At 49.5% G+C, this 18422-nt stretch carries 13 protein-coding genes; 7 read left to right on the top strand and 6 right to left on the bottom strand.

The annotated features are described in order from the left end of the window. Nucleotides 1-176: 176 nt before the first annotated feature. Nucleotides 177-3095, top strand: coding sequence for a CshA/CshB family fibrillar adhesin-related protein (locus F0L74_RS16560; protein ID WP_149839020.1), 2919 nt, complete (start codon nt 177-179; stop codon nt 3093-3095). Nucleotides 3096-3505: 410 nt separating this feature from the next. Beyond that, nucleotides 3506-3784, top strand: coding sequence for a hypothetical protein (locus F0L74_RS16555; protein WP_149839019.1), 279 nt, complete (start codon nt 3506-3508; stop codon nt 3782-3784). 25 nt (nt 3785-3809) lie between these two features. Here F0L74_RS16555 and F0L74_RS16550 read toward each other — a convergent pair whose 3' ends face one another. The 4 genes from F0L74_RS16550 to F0L74_RS16535 all read right to left on the bottom strand — a co-directional run bounded on the left by F0L74_RS16550 (nt 3810) and on the right by F0L74_RS16535 (nt 7946). Then, on the bottom strand, nt 3810-4709 hold the full coding sequence (locus tag F0L74_RS16550; RefSeq protein ID WP_149839018.1) for a helix-turn-helix domain-containing protein: 900 nt from the start codon (nt 4707-4709) through the stop codon (nt 3810-3812). A 90-nt stretch (nt 4710-4799) separates the two neighbouring features. Continuing rightward, complete coding sequence (locus tag F0L74_RS16545) at nt 4800-5615, bottom strand: SDR family oxidoreductase (RefSeq protein ID WP_149839017.1); 816 nt, start codon at nt 5613-5615, stop codon at nt 4800-4802. A gap of 181 nt (nt 5616-5796) precedes the next feature. After that, entirely contained in the window at nt 5797-6879 is a 1083-nt protein-coding gene (locus tag F0L74_RS16540) for a suppressor of fused domain protein (protein WP_149839016.1), read from the bottom strand. A 314-nt stretch (nt 6880-7193) separates the two neighbouring features. Next, a complete protein-coding gene (locus F0L74_RS16535) occupies nt 7194-7946 on the bottom strand; it encodes a class I SAM-dependent methyltransferase (RefSeq protein ID WP_149839015.1) in 753 nt (250 codons plus the stop codon). Between the two features lie 100 nt (nt 7947-8046). Between F0L74_RS16535 and F0L74_RS16530 the strand changes: the two genes are divergently transcribed. The 5 genes from F0L74_RS16530 to F0L74_RS16510 all read left to right on the top strand — a co-directional run bounded on the left by F0L74_RS16530 (nt 8047) and on the right by F0L74_RS16510 (nt 16315). Continuing rightward, nucleotides 8047-9222, top strand: coding sequence for a helix-turn-helix domain-containing protein (locus F0L74_RS16530; protein ID WP_149839014.1), 1176 nt, complete (start codon nt 8047-8049; stop codon nt 9220-9222). A gap of 48 nt (nt 9223-9270) precedes the next feature. After that, the gene (locus F0L74_RS16525) at nt 9271-10440 is read left to right on the top strand and encodes a helix-turn-helix domain-containing protein (protein WP_188316040.1); all 1170 of its coding nucleotides are present in this window, start codon (nt 9271-9273) and stop codon (nt 10438-10440) included. A 324-nt stretch (nt 10441-10764) separates the two neighbouring features. Beyond that, nucleotides 10765-12123, top strand: coding sequence for a TolC family protein (locus F0L74_RS16520; protein ID WP_149839012.1), 1359 nt, complete (start codon nt 10765-10767; stop codon nt 12121-12123). An 11-nt stretch (nt 12124-12134) separates the two neighbouring features. Further along, nucleotides 12135-13187: an efflux RND transporter periplasmic adaptor subunit gene (locus tag F0L74_RS16515; protein WP_149839011.1), complete on the top strand. Its 1053-nt coding sequence runs from the start codon at nt 12135-12137 to the stop codon at nt 13185-13187. 11 nt (nt 13188-13198) lie between these two features. Continuing rightward, nucleotides 13199-16315: an efflux RND transporter permease subunit gene (locus F0L74_RS16510; protein WP_149839010.1), complete on the top strand. Its 3117-nt coding sequence runs from the start codon at nt 13199-13201 to the stop codon at nt 16313-16315. A gap of 73 nt (nt 16316-16388) precedes the next feature. Here the strand turns inward: F0L74_RS16510 and F0L74_RS16505 are convergent, their stop codons facing one another. Together F0L74_RS16505 and F0L74_RS16500 are read right to left on the bottom strand one after the other, a co-directional pair. Then, nucleotides 16389-17123 carry a metallophosphoesterase family protein gene (locus F0L74_RS16505; protein ID WP_149839009.1) on the bottom strand — a complete coding sequence of 245 codons (735 nt, stop codon included), beginning with the start codon at nt 17121-17123 and terminating at the stop codon, nt 16389-16391. A 123-nt stretch (nt 17124-17246) separates the two neighbouring features. Next, nucleotides 17247-18407, bottom strand: coding sequence for an FG-GAP repeat domain-containing protein (locus F0L74_RS16500; RefSeq protein WP_149839008.1), 1161 nt, complete (start codon nt 18405-18407; stop codon nt 17247-17249). Nucleotides 18408-18422 lie beyond the last annotated feature (15 nt).

Genomic DNA, 18422 nt, shown 5'->3' with positions numbered 1-18422 from the left:
CATTATCAACAACTTATCCCTCAAAACTCTCTCTCCCCTTGCCAACATGGTATAAATTCATATATATTTTATACCATATTATTTTATTCGTACCTTGCGCCCCAATATATTAGCCATACTTTATTTGCTTAACCCATCAGTTACAATTAATTGCGATCCCTAACCACCTGTTCGAAATGACAAGGACTTTTTATACCTTTTTGTTACTACTCCTGTTTACCTGTTTGCAGACCCATGCCCAATATGCCGATAGCGGGACCGGCGTTCTAAAAAGCTCCGTATGGTGGTTCAATTGGCGGGGATTTACCATTAGCAACGGCGCCAGCAAAACATTCACCACTACAGATGGACTGAACGTTACCATCACTTTTTCCAATGTATCAGGCCCCACTCCCATTCCGTCGCAGATGAATACCTGGCCTGGTGCGGTACTGCATTTCCTTTATGATTTTACCGATCCCAATATTAACCCTGCCATCTACAATCCGCCAACAACGCAGAATGTAGCCTTTACAATGTCCATAACGGCCACCCGTAATGGTGCGCCGGCCCCCTTTACCTTATGTGCGGCAGATGCGGAGGCAAGCCTTAAGCCGGTGGAGAATACCACATTGATCACCTCCGGCAGCGGCTGGAATATCCTGGAATTTTTCCGCAACTCGCACCAGACTGGTAATCCCGTAACGGGTTGCGGCACTCAAACAGTGGTGATCACAGATACGCATGAGCCTACGGCAGTGAGCAATGCCCTGCCCATCGGGCAAAATCCGCTGATGGCTACCAATGCCCCTGCTTCCGGCATCTTACAGGTGGAAGTGCATATGGACAGAATGGTGCTAGGCGGTATGGCTGTGGCCTTTGGCATATTTGCGCCCATTGACCGCGGCGATCTGCCTCCCAGTTATGGTTCACCACAACATCGCTGGGTATATGCCACCGCTAATCAGTGTAGCTACAATCCTCCTTTCCCCACCATTAGCCAATCTACGGCCCTCAAGCTGGGAAACCTGCCGGGCGATGCAGACCCGACGGGCAATTCTGACGATAACGTAATTGGGGCGGATGAAGATGCGCTTACCAGCTTCCCGGACTATACAGGCAGCGGCAACTATAGCTTAGATGTCCCCGTCACTAACACTACCGGGGCAAATGCCTACATTTCCGGTTGGTTCGACTATAACCGTAACGGCTCTTTTGACGCGGGCGAAGGGGTATTTGCTACCGTTCCACCCCTTGCAACCAATGCCCACCTGGTCTGGACCGGCCTCCCAAATAAGCTCACCCACGGCACGGTACGGGATTTCGGCTTTCGTTTCCGGATCTCGTCTGACCAAACAGCAGTATCCTCCGCTTCCGGCGTAGCTACTGACGGAGAGGTGGAAGACTACATGGCTCACCTGGTAGTGCCGTGCGATGTGGTTACCTTCCCAACCGCGTCCGTAGATATGTGTGAGGGTGCTTCCCTGCAGTTGCAGGCCACTCCGGGATTACTCAGCTATAACTGGACGCCGGCCACCGGGCTGTCTGCTGTCAATCTGGCCAGTCCAATCGCTACTCCCACAGCTAACGTTACCTACACGGTAATGGCTACTTCAGACGATGGCTGTCAGGGCAGCACCACCATTGCAGTGAACGTAAACCCGCTTCCGGTCATCACTAAAAGCGCGGATGCCAGTATCTGTACCGGCGCCAATGTACAGCTGTCCGCTACTTCCAGCATTGCCAATACTACCTTTAGCTGGTTGCCGGCCACCGGCCTCAATGACCCTGCTATCGCCAATCCGGTGGCAACCCCACAGACCACCACCACCTATACGGTTACGGCTACCGCTGCTGGCGGGTGTTTTACCCGGGAAAATGTACAGGTACAGGTTAGATCCAAACGTGTTGCGACAGTAAACCCTGCCGCTAATGAGCTCTGTGAAGGGACCTCCCTTACATTGGAAGCCGCCGGCGGCGATGTTTACCAATGGCTGGCTCCAGATAATACGCCTTTAGGTGTAAATCCGCAGTTGCAGGTCACTCCCCAGCTCACCACCACCTACACCGTAAATATTACTGATAATGATTGTGGCGGCACCACTACCCTGCAGGTGCCTGTTGCCGTTTATCCCCTTCCGGTGATCACTAAGAGCGCAGACGCCAGTATCTGCGCCGGCGGAAATGTACAACTGTCTGCCACGTCCCCCACGGCCAATACCACCTTTAGCTGGTTGCCGGTTGCCGGCCTGGATAACCCGGCTGCCACCAATCCGGTGGCAACGCCACAGAGCACTACCACCTATACGGTTACGGCTACCGCAGGCGGCGGATGTTTTACCCAGGAAAACGTACAGATACAGGTAAGGCCCAAGCGCGTTGCGGCAGTAAAACCGCCCTTTAATGAGATCTGCAAAGGCGCTTCCCTTACATTAGAAGCCTCTGGCGGCGACGCCTATCAGTGGCTGGGCCCTGATAATACATCTTTAGGCGTAAATCCACAGCTGCCGGTATCGCCTCAACAGACAATCACCTATACCGTAAATATTACTGATAATGATTGTGGCGGCACTACAACCCTGCAGGTACCCATTACTGTTAGCGAGTTGAACGCGTCTGTAACAAAGTCTAACGACATAACCTGTTCCACCGGTCCTGCTGTGCTGATAGCAACAGGCGGCACTCAATATCAGTGGGAGCCGGCTCCTGGCCTTACTGATCTTGCAGCCTCCCGGCAAACGGTGGCGCCGCTGGAAAACACCACCTATCGCCTTACCGTCATTAACGGCGCTTGCTCTAAAAAAGACTCCGTTACGGTAACGGTAGATCTGGCTACGGCCATCAGTACCTACCCCCTGCCCAATGCTTTTACGCCTAATAACGACGGCAGGAATGATTGCTTTGGGTTAAAATACTGGGGGCCGGTCACTACACTCGATTTCAATATCTACAACCGTTGGGGTGAGCTGGTCTTCTCCACCCACAATCCCATGGACTGCTGGGATGGCCACTTTAAAGGCCAGTTACAGCCGGTTGGCTCTTATGTGTATTGGATAACGGCCAAAACCCTCTGCGGCGATGTAACCAGGAAAGGTGTTATATCCCTCTTGCAATAACAATGATCTTATCACTTCCGGCAAACGCCTGAACCTAATATATTTCATAACAACAAGGGCTTTGAAGCATTACCTTCAAAGCCCTTGTTTATAGTCTTCATACTTATAATATATTCAGCTACTCCCCATATACCCTTCCCTTCTCTGTCAACATCCTTAAACCACCGCATTACGGGTAATCTGTCTTGTCCCTCGGTTTGAACTTGTACAAAAATTGCACAAGTTACCTTCTCCCATAACTCTATCGCCGCCAGGTATGGGATAACCCGTTAATATCCCGCAAATAAGAACACACTTTTAAATCTACTCACCATACCCTATCTTCATCCCACAAATTACATCCATTCCAAATCATCCAACAATAGTAAGATCATCAGGATCAATAACTACAAAAAACTTCATCATCTGAAATGAAATCAAACAAACTATTCAAAATTACCCTGCTGGTCATTCCCACTATGCTACTGATCTACATTTTTCTGACCAGGGATAAAATAGATCCTGGCTCCGGGGTCGAAAGCGGCTCATACGATGTTTCCCAAATGTATATCCTCGTTTCAACCGGGTTGTATTTATTGATGCTCAGCCTGATCTTTCTGTTGCGGGACACCCGGGGTAATGTCCTTTTCCTGCTGATTGCCATACTCCTGCTTGTCATTACCGCTACTATGGCTGTGCATGTCTTTTAAATCTCCACTGACAGCCAATACCCCACTAATCCCTGGTCCTAAACTCCCTTGGCGGCTTACCCGTTTGGGATTTAAACAATTTCGTAAAATGAGACGGATGCTCAAACCCCAGCTCATAAGCAATTTCACTGATGGATTTTTGTGTGCTCCACAGCAAATGTTTCGCTTTTTCCGCAAAGGCCAGATGAATATACTCCTGCGTGGTTTTACCCGTGTATTTATTCAGCAGGTCTGATAAATAATGCGGGCTAAGGTTAAGCTGAGCCGCGAAATACTTCACACCGGGCAACCCGGCCTCCATGATATCCGCTGCAAAATAAGCATGCAACAGCTGCTCAAAACGTTGCACAATATCATTATTCACCCTGGCCCTTGTAAGGAACTGCCGGTCATAGAACCGGTTACAGTAATTCAGCATCAACTGAAGGTTATCAACAATAAGGCCCTGTGTATGCTTATCGATATGCTGAGAATATTCTCTCTTTATTTTCTCGAGGCAGTCCTGTAATAGCTGCTTTTCATCTGCTGATACATGCAGGGCTTCATTAACCTCATAATTAAAAAAGGAATAATCCCGCATTTTTCCGCCCAATGCAGTTCCGCTTAACAGGTCCGGATGAAAGAACAGGCCCCAGCCTTCCGTTACCTGTACATCAGGGCTTACAGCAATGATCTGCTGCGGGGCGGTAAACATCAAAGATCCTTCGTTAAAATCATAATGCCCCCGGCCATACTTCATCTCCCCCGCAAAACGCTTACACATGATAATATACAGACCGGTACGGTAAAACACTTCTTCCTTGGGCCGGTCCGGTGCTACCCCGGTAAGATCTATTACAGAGATTAATGGATGCCGGGGCTTACCACAGTTGTAAAAACTGTGTACCTCGTTGATAGACCTGATGTCGGTATATTTCCGTTGCATAATGACTGGAAGTGCTTACAAGTTAACGAAATCAGGCCAGGCGGTCACTGGTAACCAATTGCCATTCGTGCTAGAAAGCCCCTTCTAAGATCAATTAATAAAAAGATCCCGGATAGCCTTCACATAATCACCTTCGGTGTTATTCCCCTTCAAATCAATATAGAACTGTGCATCCTGTCCCACTACATAACGCAACCGGGGTGTGCCATCTGTCACTGCCTCAAATATTTGCTTAGCAACATCTTCCGCGCTTGCCTTGGGCAAATGCTCCGTTGCTTTGGGATAGCGGCTAAAAAAACCAGCCATATACGGATCATATGCCGGTATCTCATTTTTAACCAGCTCCAGTCCATTACGGAAATTGGTAGATACGCCACCTGGCTCCACTATTTTCACAGCAATATGCAACGGCGCCATCTCATGGGATAAAGCCTCCGAAAAACCCTCCACTGCAAACTTAGAACTGTTATATAAACTACCGAACGGTAACCCTGTCATCCCCCCAAAAGAAGAAATATTCACAATAACGCCCTCCCCATTTTTACGTATATATGGCAGCGCGGCCTGTGTCACACGCATCATACCAAATACATTTACATCGTACTGCCTTTGGATCTGTTCCAGGGCAGCAGACTCAAATACGCCCATCAACCCATATCCCGCATTATTTACCAGCGCGTCCAGCCTGCCAAACCGCGCTATACCAGCTTGTACGGCTGTTTCAATAGACGCCTGGTCCTGCACATCCAACCTTGTTACAAAAACATTGTCCAGTTGGGAAAGTTCCTGTTCTTTTTCCGGGCTACGCATGGTAGCGATCACATTCCACCCATTTTGCTGAAACTCTTTTGCCGTCTCTTTCCCAAAACCGGAAGATGCACCTGTAACTAATACTGTCTTTTTCATTGCTGTAGTTTTTACTCGTGATGATCATATCGACCACACAAAATTATTGCTACCCCAATCCCCCGGCTTATACGTTTTGCATGAGTATTTATATTTTTTGCGGAACCAATTAATAGCTAAAAATAACAGCGGCTTTGAAAGATAGACTTCAAAGCCGCTGCACGCTATTTTACACGTAACATTACATTCCTTTCCTCACCACATGTGTCCTTCCTTCCCCTATCAACGTTTCCAGTAACTCATACCCACCATTCGCTTTACTATGCGCACGCTCCCGTTCCGCAAGGGTAATGGGGCTGGCCCAGTAAAGATTCACCCTGTCTCCTTCCATTACCGGCAGCGCTATCTCCGGACCTTTATACAATGCAGAAGAAAGTATAAAACTATCAAATCCCGCCGGCAAACCTGATGAGCTGATGGTATGCCCTTCGCCCAGCCAGGTAAGGTTCCGCCAGGGACTATCCGCTATACCCGCTATCGACTGCGCCATGTTCATGATCTCATCCATGGTATAGTCGTTCTTATTCACAGCAAGCCCCAACTCCATCCGTCTGAAACCTCCTGCCTGCTCATTATACAGCAACTCCACCCAGGGCATCGCGCGGATGCTTACGCCCAGGCTCAGGAAATAGATAACATCATCCTGCTCATACTGGGCCAGTGCCATAGGCGGCCACTGTTGGTTATCTATCGCATAATACTTTAAGGTACTGCCAAACTGTGTTTCATACGCCTCCAAAAATTGCCGCTGCAGGGGTCCCCAGGGATTATTCCCCTCATCGCCCCACTTATCCCAAAAAGCGGAAGCTTTCTCCAGCCCTTCAAACAATGCGGGGGCAGCTAGCGGAAAAAGCCCGCGATCTTCCGCAGCCTCGCTACATTCCAATGCATAACAGGCCGGCTGTTCAGCAGAAAGCGACCAACCGGGAATAATCCCTATTGGCTCATCCTGATAAAAAACCGTCGCCCCATCATCAGACTCATTCCACATAATACTTAGTTCCGCTGCCTCCAGTGGTGCAAGTCCTTGCGGATGCTTACAATACTGCGCCTCCAGCATCGGCGCCTTCCCGGCTTCCATGGCTGCGCTATCCCGCTCATCGGGGGCAGGCTGCAGGTTCCGCAACCAGCATGCCCGCATACCATAACGTTCAGAAAAATGTTCCCCAGGATAAATATAAAAATAAGCGGTCCGCTCGTCCTGTTCTATTACCGCGTGCAATGTGCTGCGGTTATTCGCCATTTCTAATAAGATGGTTTCCATTGGATGAAATATTTGCGGCTTAAACTACAATTTTTTTCTGCACCCCCACTCCCTCCCATCATAATGTGATAATGCAAACGAAGCACTTAACCTAAACTTAACGCAGTAATACCCAACAGTATCCCCCATCTGTCCTACGGCCTGCTTGCCTTGCCGGTAGATGTTAAAATCGGCCTTGGCTGGCGCGGGCTCCAACAGCCTGCTTCCAAAGCGAACACCCCGCGGCAGGCGCAGCCGTTTTTAACATCTACCGGCATGGGCCAGATCCCTCAGGATCATACCGGCATAGACTAGTACATCAAGCATCGGCACTGCTATAGCCGGCCAACATACACCTTCGTATCATAACTAATAACAATCCTTCCCTCCTGCTCATACTTCCCAAACAACGCCTCCAGATCCGCTATCATCACCTCAAACCCGGGATCCCCCTGCAACGGCATATAAGAAGACGATAACAACCGCCCTTTCAACCCATCATAATCAAACACCTGCTCATTCGCAAACACCTTCAACTCCATCGCCGCCGGCGCAAAGAACGCCCCAATATGCTCCGCATCAATATTACGATGCCCAACCTGCACATAATCCTTCCCATGTTTATTGATCAACGCATCATACTCCTGCTCAAACGGGGAACCTACCCTTCGCTCATTCCAGATTAACGCCACCAGCCCATCTGATTGCAAGATCCTTTTAAACTCCACCTTACACGCCGGCACATTAAACCAATGAAACGCCTGCCCGGCTATGATCCCATCTACACTGCCAGATGGCAACGTAGTATTTTCCGCTGTGCCTTGTACAGGCGTAAACCCTGTGTACTGCCCCAGCAGCTCTTTAGCCTTACCCAACATCTCCTCATTAGGCTCCACGGCAAACACCGGGTACCCCGCCTCCAGGAACAAGCTGGTGGAGATGCCCGTACCAGCGCCAATATCCGCCAGCTGTTTCCCGGCAGACAACCCGTAGCCCTCTTGCAGATACGTAATAATATCCGCAGGATAATGCGGCCGGTATTTTACATAATCCTCCACGCGGTTGCTGAATCGTTTTGTGCTGTCCATACAACAAATTTAAAGTCAACCCAATTTACCAGCAAAAAAGGACTTTATAAAACAGGATAATTGTGGTAAATTATACTGGCCAACTATCAACCTAACCGAGATGCAACCCCTTTCTATATCAGAGCATGTACTGTTACTTGTTTCCGGCCTGGGCGTGGTGCAAGGTTTGCTGCTGGCAGCCTTACTGTATTTCCATCCCAAAAGCGACCGGGTGGTGAACAAGTTCCTGGCCCTGTACATCCTGGCTTTGTCCATTATCATGTGCGGGCCTTTTTTCCTGCGCCTTTTTTCCTGGAAAAGCGGGTTTGTGCAGCAGCCCCTGCCCATGATCATGGGGCCGATGATGTATCTGTATATACGCAGCTACCGGGAAACGGTCACCCTCCGCAAAGCATTACCCCAAGTACTCCCTTTCCTGCTATTCTATATCGTGTCTTATTCCTGGTTTGCCTACCTGGTGTTCACCTATGGGAATACGGATACGCCGCCGCTTTTCGCCTTCCAGTCGCCCATAGGCATTATGGTCAGTTGTGTGCCTTATGGCCACCTGGTGCTTTATTATTTTATAGCCCGGCGGGAGCTGCGATTATACCAACGCACTATACGCGGCCTGTTTTCTGAGACCAGCCAGATAGACCTGCATTGGGCCAGCTGGCTTATAAACGGGTATTTATTCATTGTGGTAAATGCGTTGGTGATGTATTCACTGATCATCACCTCCCCTCAATACTTCAACCTATGTTATCTTATTACCATAGCGGTGGCCACACCTTATATTTATGTCTCTACTTATAAGGGCATCACCAATCTCACCATCTGGCAAAGACAGCATCTGGAAAACAAGGAAACACTGGAAGTACAGCTGCATGATATCACCCTGCAGCTGGAAAAGGATACACCGGTGCGCAACAACAACAGGATGCTGGATATAGCGGGCAGGATCACCCTGGTAATGGAACAGGAAAAGTTATACCAGGAAACAGAGCTTACCCTGCAACACCTGGCGGATAAGCTGCAACTCCCTTCTTACCTGGTATCCCAGGCCATCAACGAGGGCATGAACAAAAATTTCTACGACCTGGTGAACGGCCTGCGCGTAGAAGAAGCCAAACGCCTGCTCCAGGACGCGCGGAACAAACATTACACCGTGTTATCCGTAGGCTTTGAGGCGGGGTTCAATTCAAAGACCACCTTCAATACCGTATTCAAGAAATTTACCGGGCTTACGCCTTCCGTTTTCCGGGAACAGCAGTGCAGAACAGCGGAAATGGCGTAAGCTATTTTAAAATACAGGAATATGCCACTATTGAATATACCGGAACATATGCTTCTATTCCTCGCCGGCGTGGGACTGCTGCAGGGCGCATTGCTGGCGGTATTACTGTATTTCCATCCAAAAAGCGACCGGTCCGTGAACGGCTTCCTGGCGCTGTTCATCTTTTGCATCAGCCTCCCGGTACTCATCCCTATTGCCCAACAATTATTCTCCTGGCAGGCCATCATTATTGTGGAGCCCTTTACCGTCCTGGGCGGCCCTTTCCTTTACTTATATGTACGCAGCTTTAAGGAACCCATCACCTGGCGTAAGGCCTGGCCTCACCTGGCCATTTTCCCCGTTTTTGTGGGCATAGCCTGCTGGTCATGGGTCACGGTCGCCCACCAGTACCCGCCGGGCAAAGAGGTGCCAGAAGGAGCCCTGCGGCATCCCTTATCCTTTATACCGATCATGATCCGGTTTTCCCAGCGGCTGCTGTATTATGGGCTTTCCCTCCGGGCATTATACCTGTATCAGCATTCCATCCGGCACCTTTTTTCGGAAACGAGCCGGATCAACCTGCGCTGGGTACGGTACCTGGTACATGGGTACCTGGTCCTGGTGCTCAGCACAATTATTTGTTATATATACATCCGGCAGCACCCGGAAAACCTGGGAATAGGGATCTTATCCGCCGGCGCGCTTATCACAATATATATTTACCTCGCTGCTTTTAAAGGCATTGGCCAGATAACCCTATGGCAACTAATGCCGGAACGCAATAAGGAAACATTAGCTGATACCCTGGAAGAGGCCGTAAACTTGGAAGATGACAACCTTCCCGGCCGGGTAAAACGGAAGACCGGCCTCAGTGACACCCGCATACAGGACATTGCAGGCCGGATACTGCTGATACTCGAGTCTGAAAAACTATACCAGGAAACAGAGCTCACCTTGCAGCAGCTGGCAGACCGGCTCGCCCTGCCGCCCCACCAACTCTCCCAGGCCATCAATGACGGACTAAACAAAAACTTCTATGACCTCATTAACCAATACCGGGTAGAAGAGGCCAAACGATTATTATTGAATGAGGCTAACCGGAACTATACCATCCTTTCCGTAGGCTTTGAAGCCGGCTTTAATTCCAAAACTACCTTCAATACCGTATTCAAAAAATTTACCGGCCTTACCCCCACCGCCTACCGCGATCACCAGAAACAGGCAGCTTTACTTGCCTGAAAACCCGCTTTTGCAAACCGGCTTTAATGCCATTGTATGCAAAAAACCAAGGGGCGCCGCCTGGCGGAATGGCCTGAAACATGTCCTTCAAAATCGCTTTTCCTTCCCTGGAGTTCGGATTTATAGATCCGAACGCCTCGAACGGATCCCCAAACTAAATTGATTATCAACAACCTACCGCGTTCGAACACCCCATTTTACGATCCGGACCGGTAAATGGCCTTCCCGTTGGTTCGGATTAGCCAAACGGAACCCTCACGCCTTTTCCAGAGCGCAATTTTGTGCTGTCAAACAAAAACTCCTGACAGTTAAAACCAAAAACTTATGCGCAAGATCAACAAATGGAAAGTGGGTATGCCGGTGCTGCTGATCATCAGCCTCCTTAGTATACAGGCCCGCTCCCAGTCAACCAACATTACCATCAGAACCGCCATCGAACTGGCGCTGGCCAACAACCCCTCTTTAAAAGCCGATAGCCTGAACCGGCAGATAGCCGCTCACCAGGTAGGCATCGCAAAAGCAGCGTTGTTGCCACAAGTAAATTTTAACAGCAAGGCAGAGTACAACCCCGCCATTGCCACCCAAATGCTGCCGGGCGCTATTGCCGGCCAACCATCGAAAGAGTTTGTTCCCGTGCAGTTTGGTACCAGCTATAATATGGGCAACGGTGTAGAAGCCACCCAAACCATATTTAAGAAAAGCAGCCGCCTGCAGGTAGATGCCGCCCGTTTAAATACGGGCATCAGCGAAACTAAATATCAGCTGTCACAGGAAGACCTGGTGTTCCGGGTGGCCACCGCCTGGTATGAACTGCAGTCTTCTACCGCCATGATCCGTACCACCCGTAAAGACCATGATAATATCCGGGAGATAGCTGCCATTGCCAAAGCCCAGTATGAAAGCGGCGTGCTCAAACGTATTGATTATGAATCACTGCAGATCAATGCCGCCAATATCCAGTCCCAGCTTAACCAGCTGCAGTCCGGTTACGATGAACAGCTGGCGTATTTCAAGTACCTGTTGGGTGTACCGGCAGATGCGGCGCTGACCATTACAGAAGATATCCACTCAGCAGCCATCACGCCGGAGGGCGCTGCCTACCTGACCAGCCGGGCAGATGTGAACCTGTACCGCCAGCTGATCCAGGCCAAGGAACTGGATATCAAAAGCATCAAGGCAGAGAAAGGCCCTTCTGTAAGCGCGTATTTCCGGTTCAATTACAACGCGCAGTACAACCAGCTGTCAGATGCTACTAAAAATGATTACTGGTACAAAAGCTCCACCGTGGGCATTACTACTACCATTCCCATTTTTGATGGCTACCGCCGCAAAAGCCGCCTGCACCTGGCACAATCAGAATTGAAACAGCTGCAGTTCCGTAGCGAACAACAGCAACAGCTGGCCAACACGGAATGGGAAACAGCCAATACCACCCTGGGCAGCGACCGCCGGCAGGTAAAGATCACACAGGATAACCTGGTGCTGGCAGAGCAGGTGTACCAATCCCGGAAAGCGCTGTATACAGAGGGCGTTACCTCCCTGATAGAACTGCTGGATGCGGAGCGCGAATTAAGCCAATCCCGCAACCTGCATACCCAGGCGCTCATCAGCGTACAAACCAGCCTGGTAAATACACACAAAGCCAACGGCACATTATTAACATCATTTATAAACTCCCTTTAAACTATTGCAACATGAAAAAGAAGTTATTAACTATTGCCATCATCGCAGCGCTCACAGGCAGTATCGTGATCGTACTGGCAAACAATAAAGCTAAGATCAACAAAGCCGCTAACCCGGTTAAAGAGAAAATAGTGATCCCCGTAAAAGTGCACCAGGTAAAAGCAGACTCCTTTAATGTGTCCTTTAGCCTGAACGGCACTACGGCCCCCGCCAGGGAAGTGAAGATCGCCTCAGAGGTACAGGGTAAATTAGTAGCCCTCTATATTAAGAATGGAGATCTTATACGGAGCGGACAGGTGATTGCCCGCCTGGATGCAGGGGTATACAGCGCCCAGCTAAGCAGCATCCGGTCCTCACTGGCCAAAGCTGCGCTGGATATAGACCGCTATACCCACCTGATATCGCTGGGCGGCGCCACCCAAATGCAGCTGGAAAATGTGAAGCTGCAACACACCTCCTTGCTGGCGCAGCAGAAAGAGATCCTGGAACAGATGGAGCACATGCAGATCCGCGCGCCATTTAGCGGAAAGATCGAGAACGTGACCGTAGAAACCGGTTCCTACGTAACATTTGGTACCGTACTGGCGCAGCTGATCGATAACGCTTCCTTAAAGATAAACGTGTTCCTCTCTGAGCACGAAGCCTTCGAAGTAAAGACCGCCCAGGCAGTGACCATCACTTCTGCTGTGCTGTCACAACCACAAACAGGCCACATCAGCATGATCAGCGATAAGGCAGACGCCTCCGGGAAATTCCTGGCAGAGATCAGTTTTGCAAATGATAAGGAAGAACAGCTGAAAGCAGGCATGCTGGCAGATGTGACCTTTGCACCGGGCACCATAGCAGAGGGACTGTCCATACCGGTAAGCGCCTTGCTGGCCGGCGCTAAACAGCCTAAAGTATATATAGCCAACGGACAACAGGTTACCCTGCGTGATATCAGGACCGGCCTGGTTACGCCTGCTAAGATACAGGTGCTGGAAGGCTTACAGGCAGGCGAAAAGGTAGTTACCTCCGGACAGCTGAACCTTGAAAACGGCGCAGCAATATCTATCAACCAATAAAAAACAATTGTATGTCACTAACCGCAATATCAATAAAAAGGCCCACGCTGATAGTCGTGATCTTCTCTGTACTGGGCCTCCTGGGCATCGTCAGCTATTTTTCCATCGGGTATGAGCTGCTGCCAAAAATGTCAAAACAGATCATCACCATCAGTACTACTTATCCGGGCGCCGCCCCTTCAGAAGTAGAGAATGCCGTAACAAAGGAAATAGAGGACGCCATCTCCTCCCTGGAGAAACTGGATAACATCAAATCAAAATCACTGGAAGGATTGTCTAACGTGATCGTGGAATTTAAATCAGATGTGGATATAGACCAGGCCATGCAGGATGCGCAACGCAAAGTAAATGCCATTGCCTCCCAGCTGCCGGAAGATGCAAAAGACCCGGTGATCTCTAAGTTCTCTGTGGATGAGGCTCCGATCATGAAGATCTCCGTGGCCGCCAAAACAGATAACCGCGCTTTGTACGATATCGTTAAACAACGCATAGGCCCCTTATTATCCAAACTGAACGGCGTAGCGAACGTAGGTATTATGGGTGGGGAAGAAAGACAGATCCGCGTAAACATCGACCGCCGTAAGATAGAATCCTTTGGCCTGGATGCGCAACAGGTATTAAAGGCCATCGAAAAAACCAATCTCGATTTCCCTGCCGGCTCTGTAAAGAATGATGGCAGCGAAACCACCATCCGCCTGGCCGGTAAATACAAACACGCGGCAGATATTGAAAATACCGTCGTCCAGCACCGGGATGGGCGTACCATCTTCCTCAAAGATGTAGCCGTGGTAATTGATGGCATAAAGGAAACAGAGACCGTAAGCCGCTATAATGCCAACACCGCTATTGGCCTGCTGATGTATAAACAAACAGACGCCAACGCGGTAGAAGTAAGTGAACAGGTACGCGAAGAGATCAAAAAACTGGAAAAACAATATGCACCGGAGGGCCTTACATTCGCCATAGCGCAGGACTCATCTGAGTTTACCCTTAAAGCCGCAGAAGCGGTGAACCACGATCTTATACTGGCCATCATTCTTGTAGCGCTGGTAATGCTGGTATTCCTGCACAGCATGCGGAATGCTATTATTGTGATGATCGCCATCCCCGCATCGCTCGTTACTACCTTCATCGGCATCCATCTGTTTGGTTTTACATTTAACCTGATGACATTGCTGGCTTTATCGCTGGTGGTAGGTATCCTGGTGGATGATAGTATAGTGGTGCTGGAGAATATACAACGGCATATGGAAATGGGTAAGGATAAAAGACAGGCTGCCCTCGACGGCCGCCAGGAGATTGGTTTTACCGCCATGTCTATTACCCTGGTGGATGTGGTGGTGTTCCTGCCCATTACCATGGTAGACGGGTTGATAGCGGACATCCTCCGCCAGTTCTCACTGGTGGTGGTAGTATCCACCCTTATGAGCCTGTTCGTGTGTTTTACATTAACACCCTTACTGGTATCCCGCTTTGGCAAGCTCACACATCCTGATCCTAAAAAGCTGTGGGGCCGCACCATCCTGTATATCGAAGCGCAGATCAACCGTCTCACCGCCAGCTACAGCCTGCTCTTAAAATGGAGCCTGCACCACAAACGCTGGGTGCTGGGTATTACTCTCGCATTATTAATGGGCTCTTTAGGACTGGTAGCCGGTGGTTTTATAGGCGACGAGTTTGTGAATATGGGCGACCGTGGCGAGGTAGTAGTAAAGATAGAGCTGCCTAAAGACGCTACGATAGAACAAACCAACCTTAAAACACAGGAAGTGGAGCGTTACATCCTCTCCAAACCGGAAGTAGTGAATGTATTCTCCTCTATGGGTAAAAATGATAACCAGTTTGCCGCACAGGGCGAAAGACATATTGCAGAGATCAGCGTGAACCTGGTAGATAAAAGCAAACGTAACATCAGCACGGAACAATTCTCCCAGACAGTAAAAAAGGAATTGCAGGAGCGTATACAAGGCGCTAAAGTTAATATCAGCAACGTAGATATCATGGGTAGCACCAGCGAAGCGCCCATACAGGTGGTGCTAAGCGGCAGCAATGTGGATCAGCTGCTCGCCTATGCAGATGCTATACTGCAGAAAATGAAAACAGTGCCCGGCACATCAGACACAAAGATCTCCATAGAGAATGATAAACCGGAGCTAAGCGTACGTATAGACAAGGAAAAAATGATGGCCCTGGGCCTGCAGATGGACCAGGTGGGCAATGTGATAAAACTGGCCTTTAGCGGCAACAACGATGTACAGTTATCAGAAGGGCAGTATGATTACGATATTATGGTAAGACTGGATGCGTTTGACCGTTCTTCCATGAACGATCTGCAGCAGCTGTCCATTGTAAACGCCGCAGGCGGGAACATCCGCCTCAACCAGTTTGCAACCGTAGAGCGCACCATTGGCCCTGCCAAACTGGAACGTAAAGACAGGATCAGCGCGGTAACGGTTTCCAGCGAGGTAGTGGGCCGCCCGCAAGGTACCGTAGGCAAAGAGATCCAAACAGTAATAGAAAAAGACCCATTGCCGGCCGGCATTTCTATCGAATATGAAGGGAATATGAAGGAGCAGGCCGAGGCATTTGGCAGCATGGGTTATGCACTGGTGGCGTCCATCATTTTTGTATACCTGATCATGGTGGCGCTGTATAACTCCTACATCTATCCGTTTGTGGTGCTGTTTTCCATACCGGTGGCGATCGTAGGCGCCTTACTGGCCCTGGCGCTGAATATGCAATCGCTGAATATCTTCTCCCTGCTGGGTATTATTATGCTCATAGGGCTGGTAGCCAAAAATGCCATTCTATTGGTGGATTATACCAACCAGTTAAAGGCACAGGGCTATACGGTGATGGAAGCCCTCCAGGAGTCTGGCCGCACCAGGTTACGCCCTATATTAATGACGACCATTGCCATGGTGATAGGTATGCTGCCCCTGGCATTGGCCAGCGGGGCAGGCGCAGAGTGGAAGAACGGTATGGCCTGGGCGCTCATTGGCGGACTCACCAGCTCTATGCTGCTTACGCTGGTGGTGGTGCCCGTGATCTACCTGATCATTGACAAACTCATTGCCCGCTTCAGCAAAAAGGACATGCTGGCCATCCCCGCGCCAGTAATGGCATAAAGGTACAAGCGCATAAAAATGAAATGCCTCCAAAAGTGTAATACTCTGGAGGCATTTTTATATGGGAGCTTTTTTATTTATTCCGGCCCGTTTCATTGGGGTATAAACTTAATACCGTATCGCTTTGCCAGTGTTCCTTGGTATCAACATCTAATGCCGATAGTTTGCCGGTGAATGCGGAACCGGTATCTACATTCCACACATTACAGGCCTGCATGGGAATATCCACATCATAATGCACCGTAGGCGTATGGCCAATATAGATCTCATTAAACAGCGATAATCTTTTCGGGTATAATTTGGATGTTTTATTCAAATTGCCGTCTGTTGCCAGGGCCACTTCCCACAGCGTACGGTCCCAGGAGTAGTTACTTTCATAATGTTCTTTATCCGGCCCGTGCATAGAAGAAAAGCCGGCATGGATAAATAACCGGTTCTGATCATCCACATAATAATGCCGCATCCTGTTAAAAAAAGCCAGGTGCTTTTTGCGCTGTGCAGCGTCTATGGCCTCATAACTGGCGATGGTAGACCTGCCGCCGTTAAATAGCCAGGTTTGATCCGGCGGCGCATCACTCAGCCACGATTCACACCACACATCATGATTGCCTTTTATAAAAATGCAGTTATACACTTCATCCAGCTCCATCAGGTATTCAATGATCTGGGCAGATTCAGACCACCCATCCACATAATCACCCAGGAAGATCAGGAGATCATGCTGTTGCGGGTTTATTTTTTCCAGTACCTGTTGCAACGCTTTAAGCGCGCCGTGTGTATCGCCAATGACAAATGTTCTTGCGTTCATAATACCACTGTTAGATCTGTATGTTTCTTACGGGGTCACCCAATTGTTTGTGTCATTATAACACAAAGAAAAGATAAATTACGATCCTATCCAAGGGTTTAATGTTAATTATTCCCGCCCTGGCTATTTCCGCTGCTGCTCAAAGAAGTACACGCCCTTTTTATTGGACACAATAATGTCTTTCAGACCGTCCTTATTAATATCCTCTACTACAAAGCTGTTGCCAATGCCGGAATTATTGTCCACCTCATGGGGTGTCCAGCGGGGTGTTTTGCCGGGCTGGTATTCAAACCAGTATAATACAGCCGGCTCAAAAGCGCCGGGGTCGTGTTCATTATGGGCAAAATAACGTTTGCCGGTGACCAGGTCCGGATGACCATCGCCGTTAATATCTTCCATTGCCATCGCATGGGACTGGGAGAACTGCCGGCTGATCTCATGCGTGGCCCAACTGCCGCCAGCCTGCTGCTCATGCCACCATATGCCGTAATCATGCGCGGAGGAGCTCAGTACATCTATATCCCCGTCTCCATCAGCGTCCAGCGCAAACATATTGGCGCAATCTGCGCCCAGGTTAGCCGCATGAAAGGTCCAGTTGGCCTGCGTTACATCCGCCGGCGATTCCCACCAGCCTATTTTTACGATCACATCCTTGCGGCCGTCCTTGTTCATATCACCCCAGCCAAGGCCATGGGTATAGCGGTGTGTGGCCCGCAGGCTATCGCTGCTGATGATATGGCGCTGCCATAACGTATCCCCCTTACCAACAGGAGATTTTAACCACAGCACCTGTTTGGCCACAATATCATTACAGATAAGGTCTTTGCGGCCGTCTCCATCCACATCCACACATAGCGGCGTTTCAATACCGGCGGCAGGTAGTATCATATGTCTTTTCCAAAGCGTATTAGCGCCTTTGGGATTCTCATACCACATACATACCCCGCCCGGTTGGTCAAAACGTATCAGGTCTGCCCAGCCATCATTATTTACATCCATGCAAAAATTCAGGAAAGTGGTGCTGTAACCGGGCACCGGGTTGGCCGTATCTGCATGCACCCGGTGTTGTTGCCATTTGGGCGCTTCATACCAATAAGTGCCGGCCAGTATATCTATACGGCCATCGTTATTCACATCACCAACCGCCGCTCCTTCAGATACAAAAACAGGGCTGATCACATGTTTTTTGAACGTAACCGTTTGTGCCTGACAGGCAGTGGTAGCCATGGCCATCAGCCAGCCACAAAGCATAAGCAGGTAAGAAAAATGGGCGCTGCGTTTCATATTATTAATGAAAAT

Source organism: Chitinophaga agrisoli (assembly GCF_008386695.1).
GTDB lineage: Bacteria > Bacteroidota > Bacteroidia > Chitinophagales > Chitinophagaceae > Chitinophaga > Chitinophaga agrisoli.
The sequence above is the reverse complement of the archived record's forward strand: the minus strand, read 5'-3'. Positions and strand labels throughout refer to the sequence as shown.

What these genes read in the sequence shown, in the direction of transcription:
- F0L74_RS16560 (WP_149839020.1), top strand. Translation starts at nt 177, where the DNA reads ATGACAAGGACTTTTTATACCTTTTTGTTACTACTCCTGTTTACCTGT.
- F0L74_RS16555 (WP_149839019.1), top strand. Translation starts at nt 3,506, where the DNA reads ATGAAATCAAACAAACTATTCAAAATTACCCTGCTGGTCATTCCCACT.
- F0L74_RS16550 (WP_149839018.1), bottom strand. Translation starts at nt 4,709, where the DNA reads ATGCAACGGAAATATACCGACATCAGGTCTATCAACGAGGTACACAGT.
- F0L74_RS16545 (WP_149839017.1), bottom strand. Translation starts at nt 5,615, where the DNA reads ATGAAAAAGACAGTATTAGTTACAGGTGCATCTTCCGGTTTTGGGAAA.
- F0L74_RS16540 (WP_149839016.1), bottom strand. Translation starts at nt 6,879, where the DNA reads ATGGAAACCATCTTATTAGAAATGGCGAATAACCGCAGCACATTGCAC.
- F0L74_RS16535 (WP_149839015.1), bottom strand. Translation starts at nt 7,946, where the DNA reads ATGGACAGCACAAAACGATTCAGCAACCGCGTGGAGGATTATGTAAAA.
- F0L74_RS16530 (WP_149839014.1), top strand. Translation starts at nt 8,047, where the DNA reads ATGCAACCCCTTTCTATATCAGAGCATGTACTGTTACTTGTTTCCGGC.
- F0L74_RS16525 (WP_188316040.1), top strand. Translation starts at nt 9,271, where the DNA reads ATGCTTCTATTCCTCGCCGGCGTGGGACTGCTGCAGGGCGCATTGCTG.
- F0L74_RS16520 (WP_149839012.1), top strand. Translation starts at nt 10,765, where the DNA reads ATGCGCAAGATCAACAAATGGAAAGTGGGTATGCCGGTGCTGCTGATC.
- F0L74_RS16515 (WP_149839011.1), top strand. Translation starts at nt 12,135, where the DNA reads ATGAAAAAGAAGTTATTAACTATTGCCATCATCGCAGCGCTCACAGGC.
- F0L74_RS16510 (WP_149839010.1), top strand. Translation starts at nt 13,199, where the DNA reads ATGTCACTAACCGCAATATCAATAAAAAGGCCCACGCTGATAGTCGTG.
- F0L74_RS16505 (WP_149839009.1), bottom strand. Translation starts at nt 17,123, where the DNA reads ATGAACGCAAGAACATTTGTCATTGGCGATACACACGGCGCGCTTAAA.
- F0L74_RS16500 (WP_149839008.1), bottom strand. Translation starts at nt 18,407, where the DNA reads ATGAAACGCAGCGCCCATTTTTCTTACCTGCTTATGCTTTGTGGCTGG.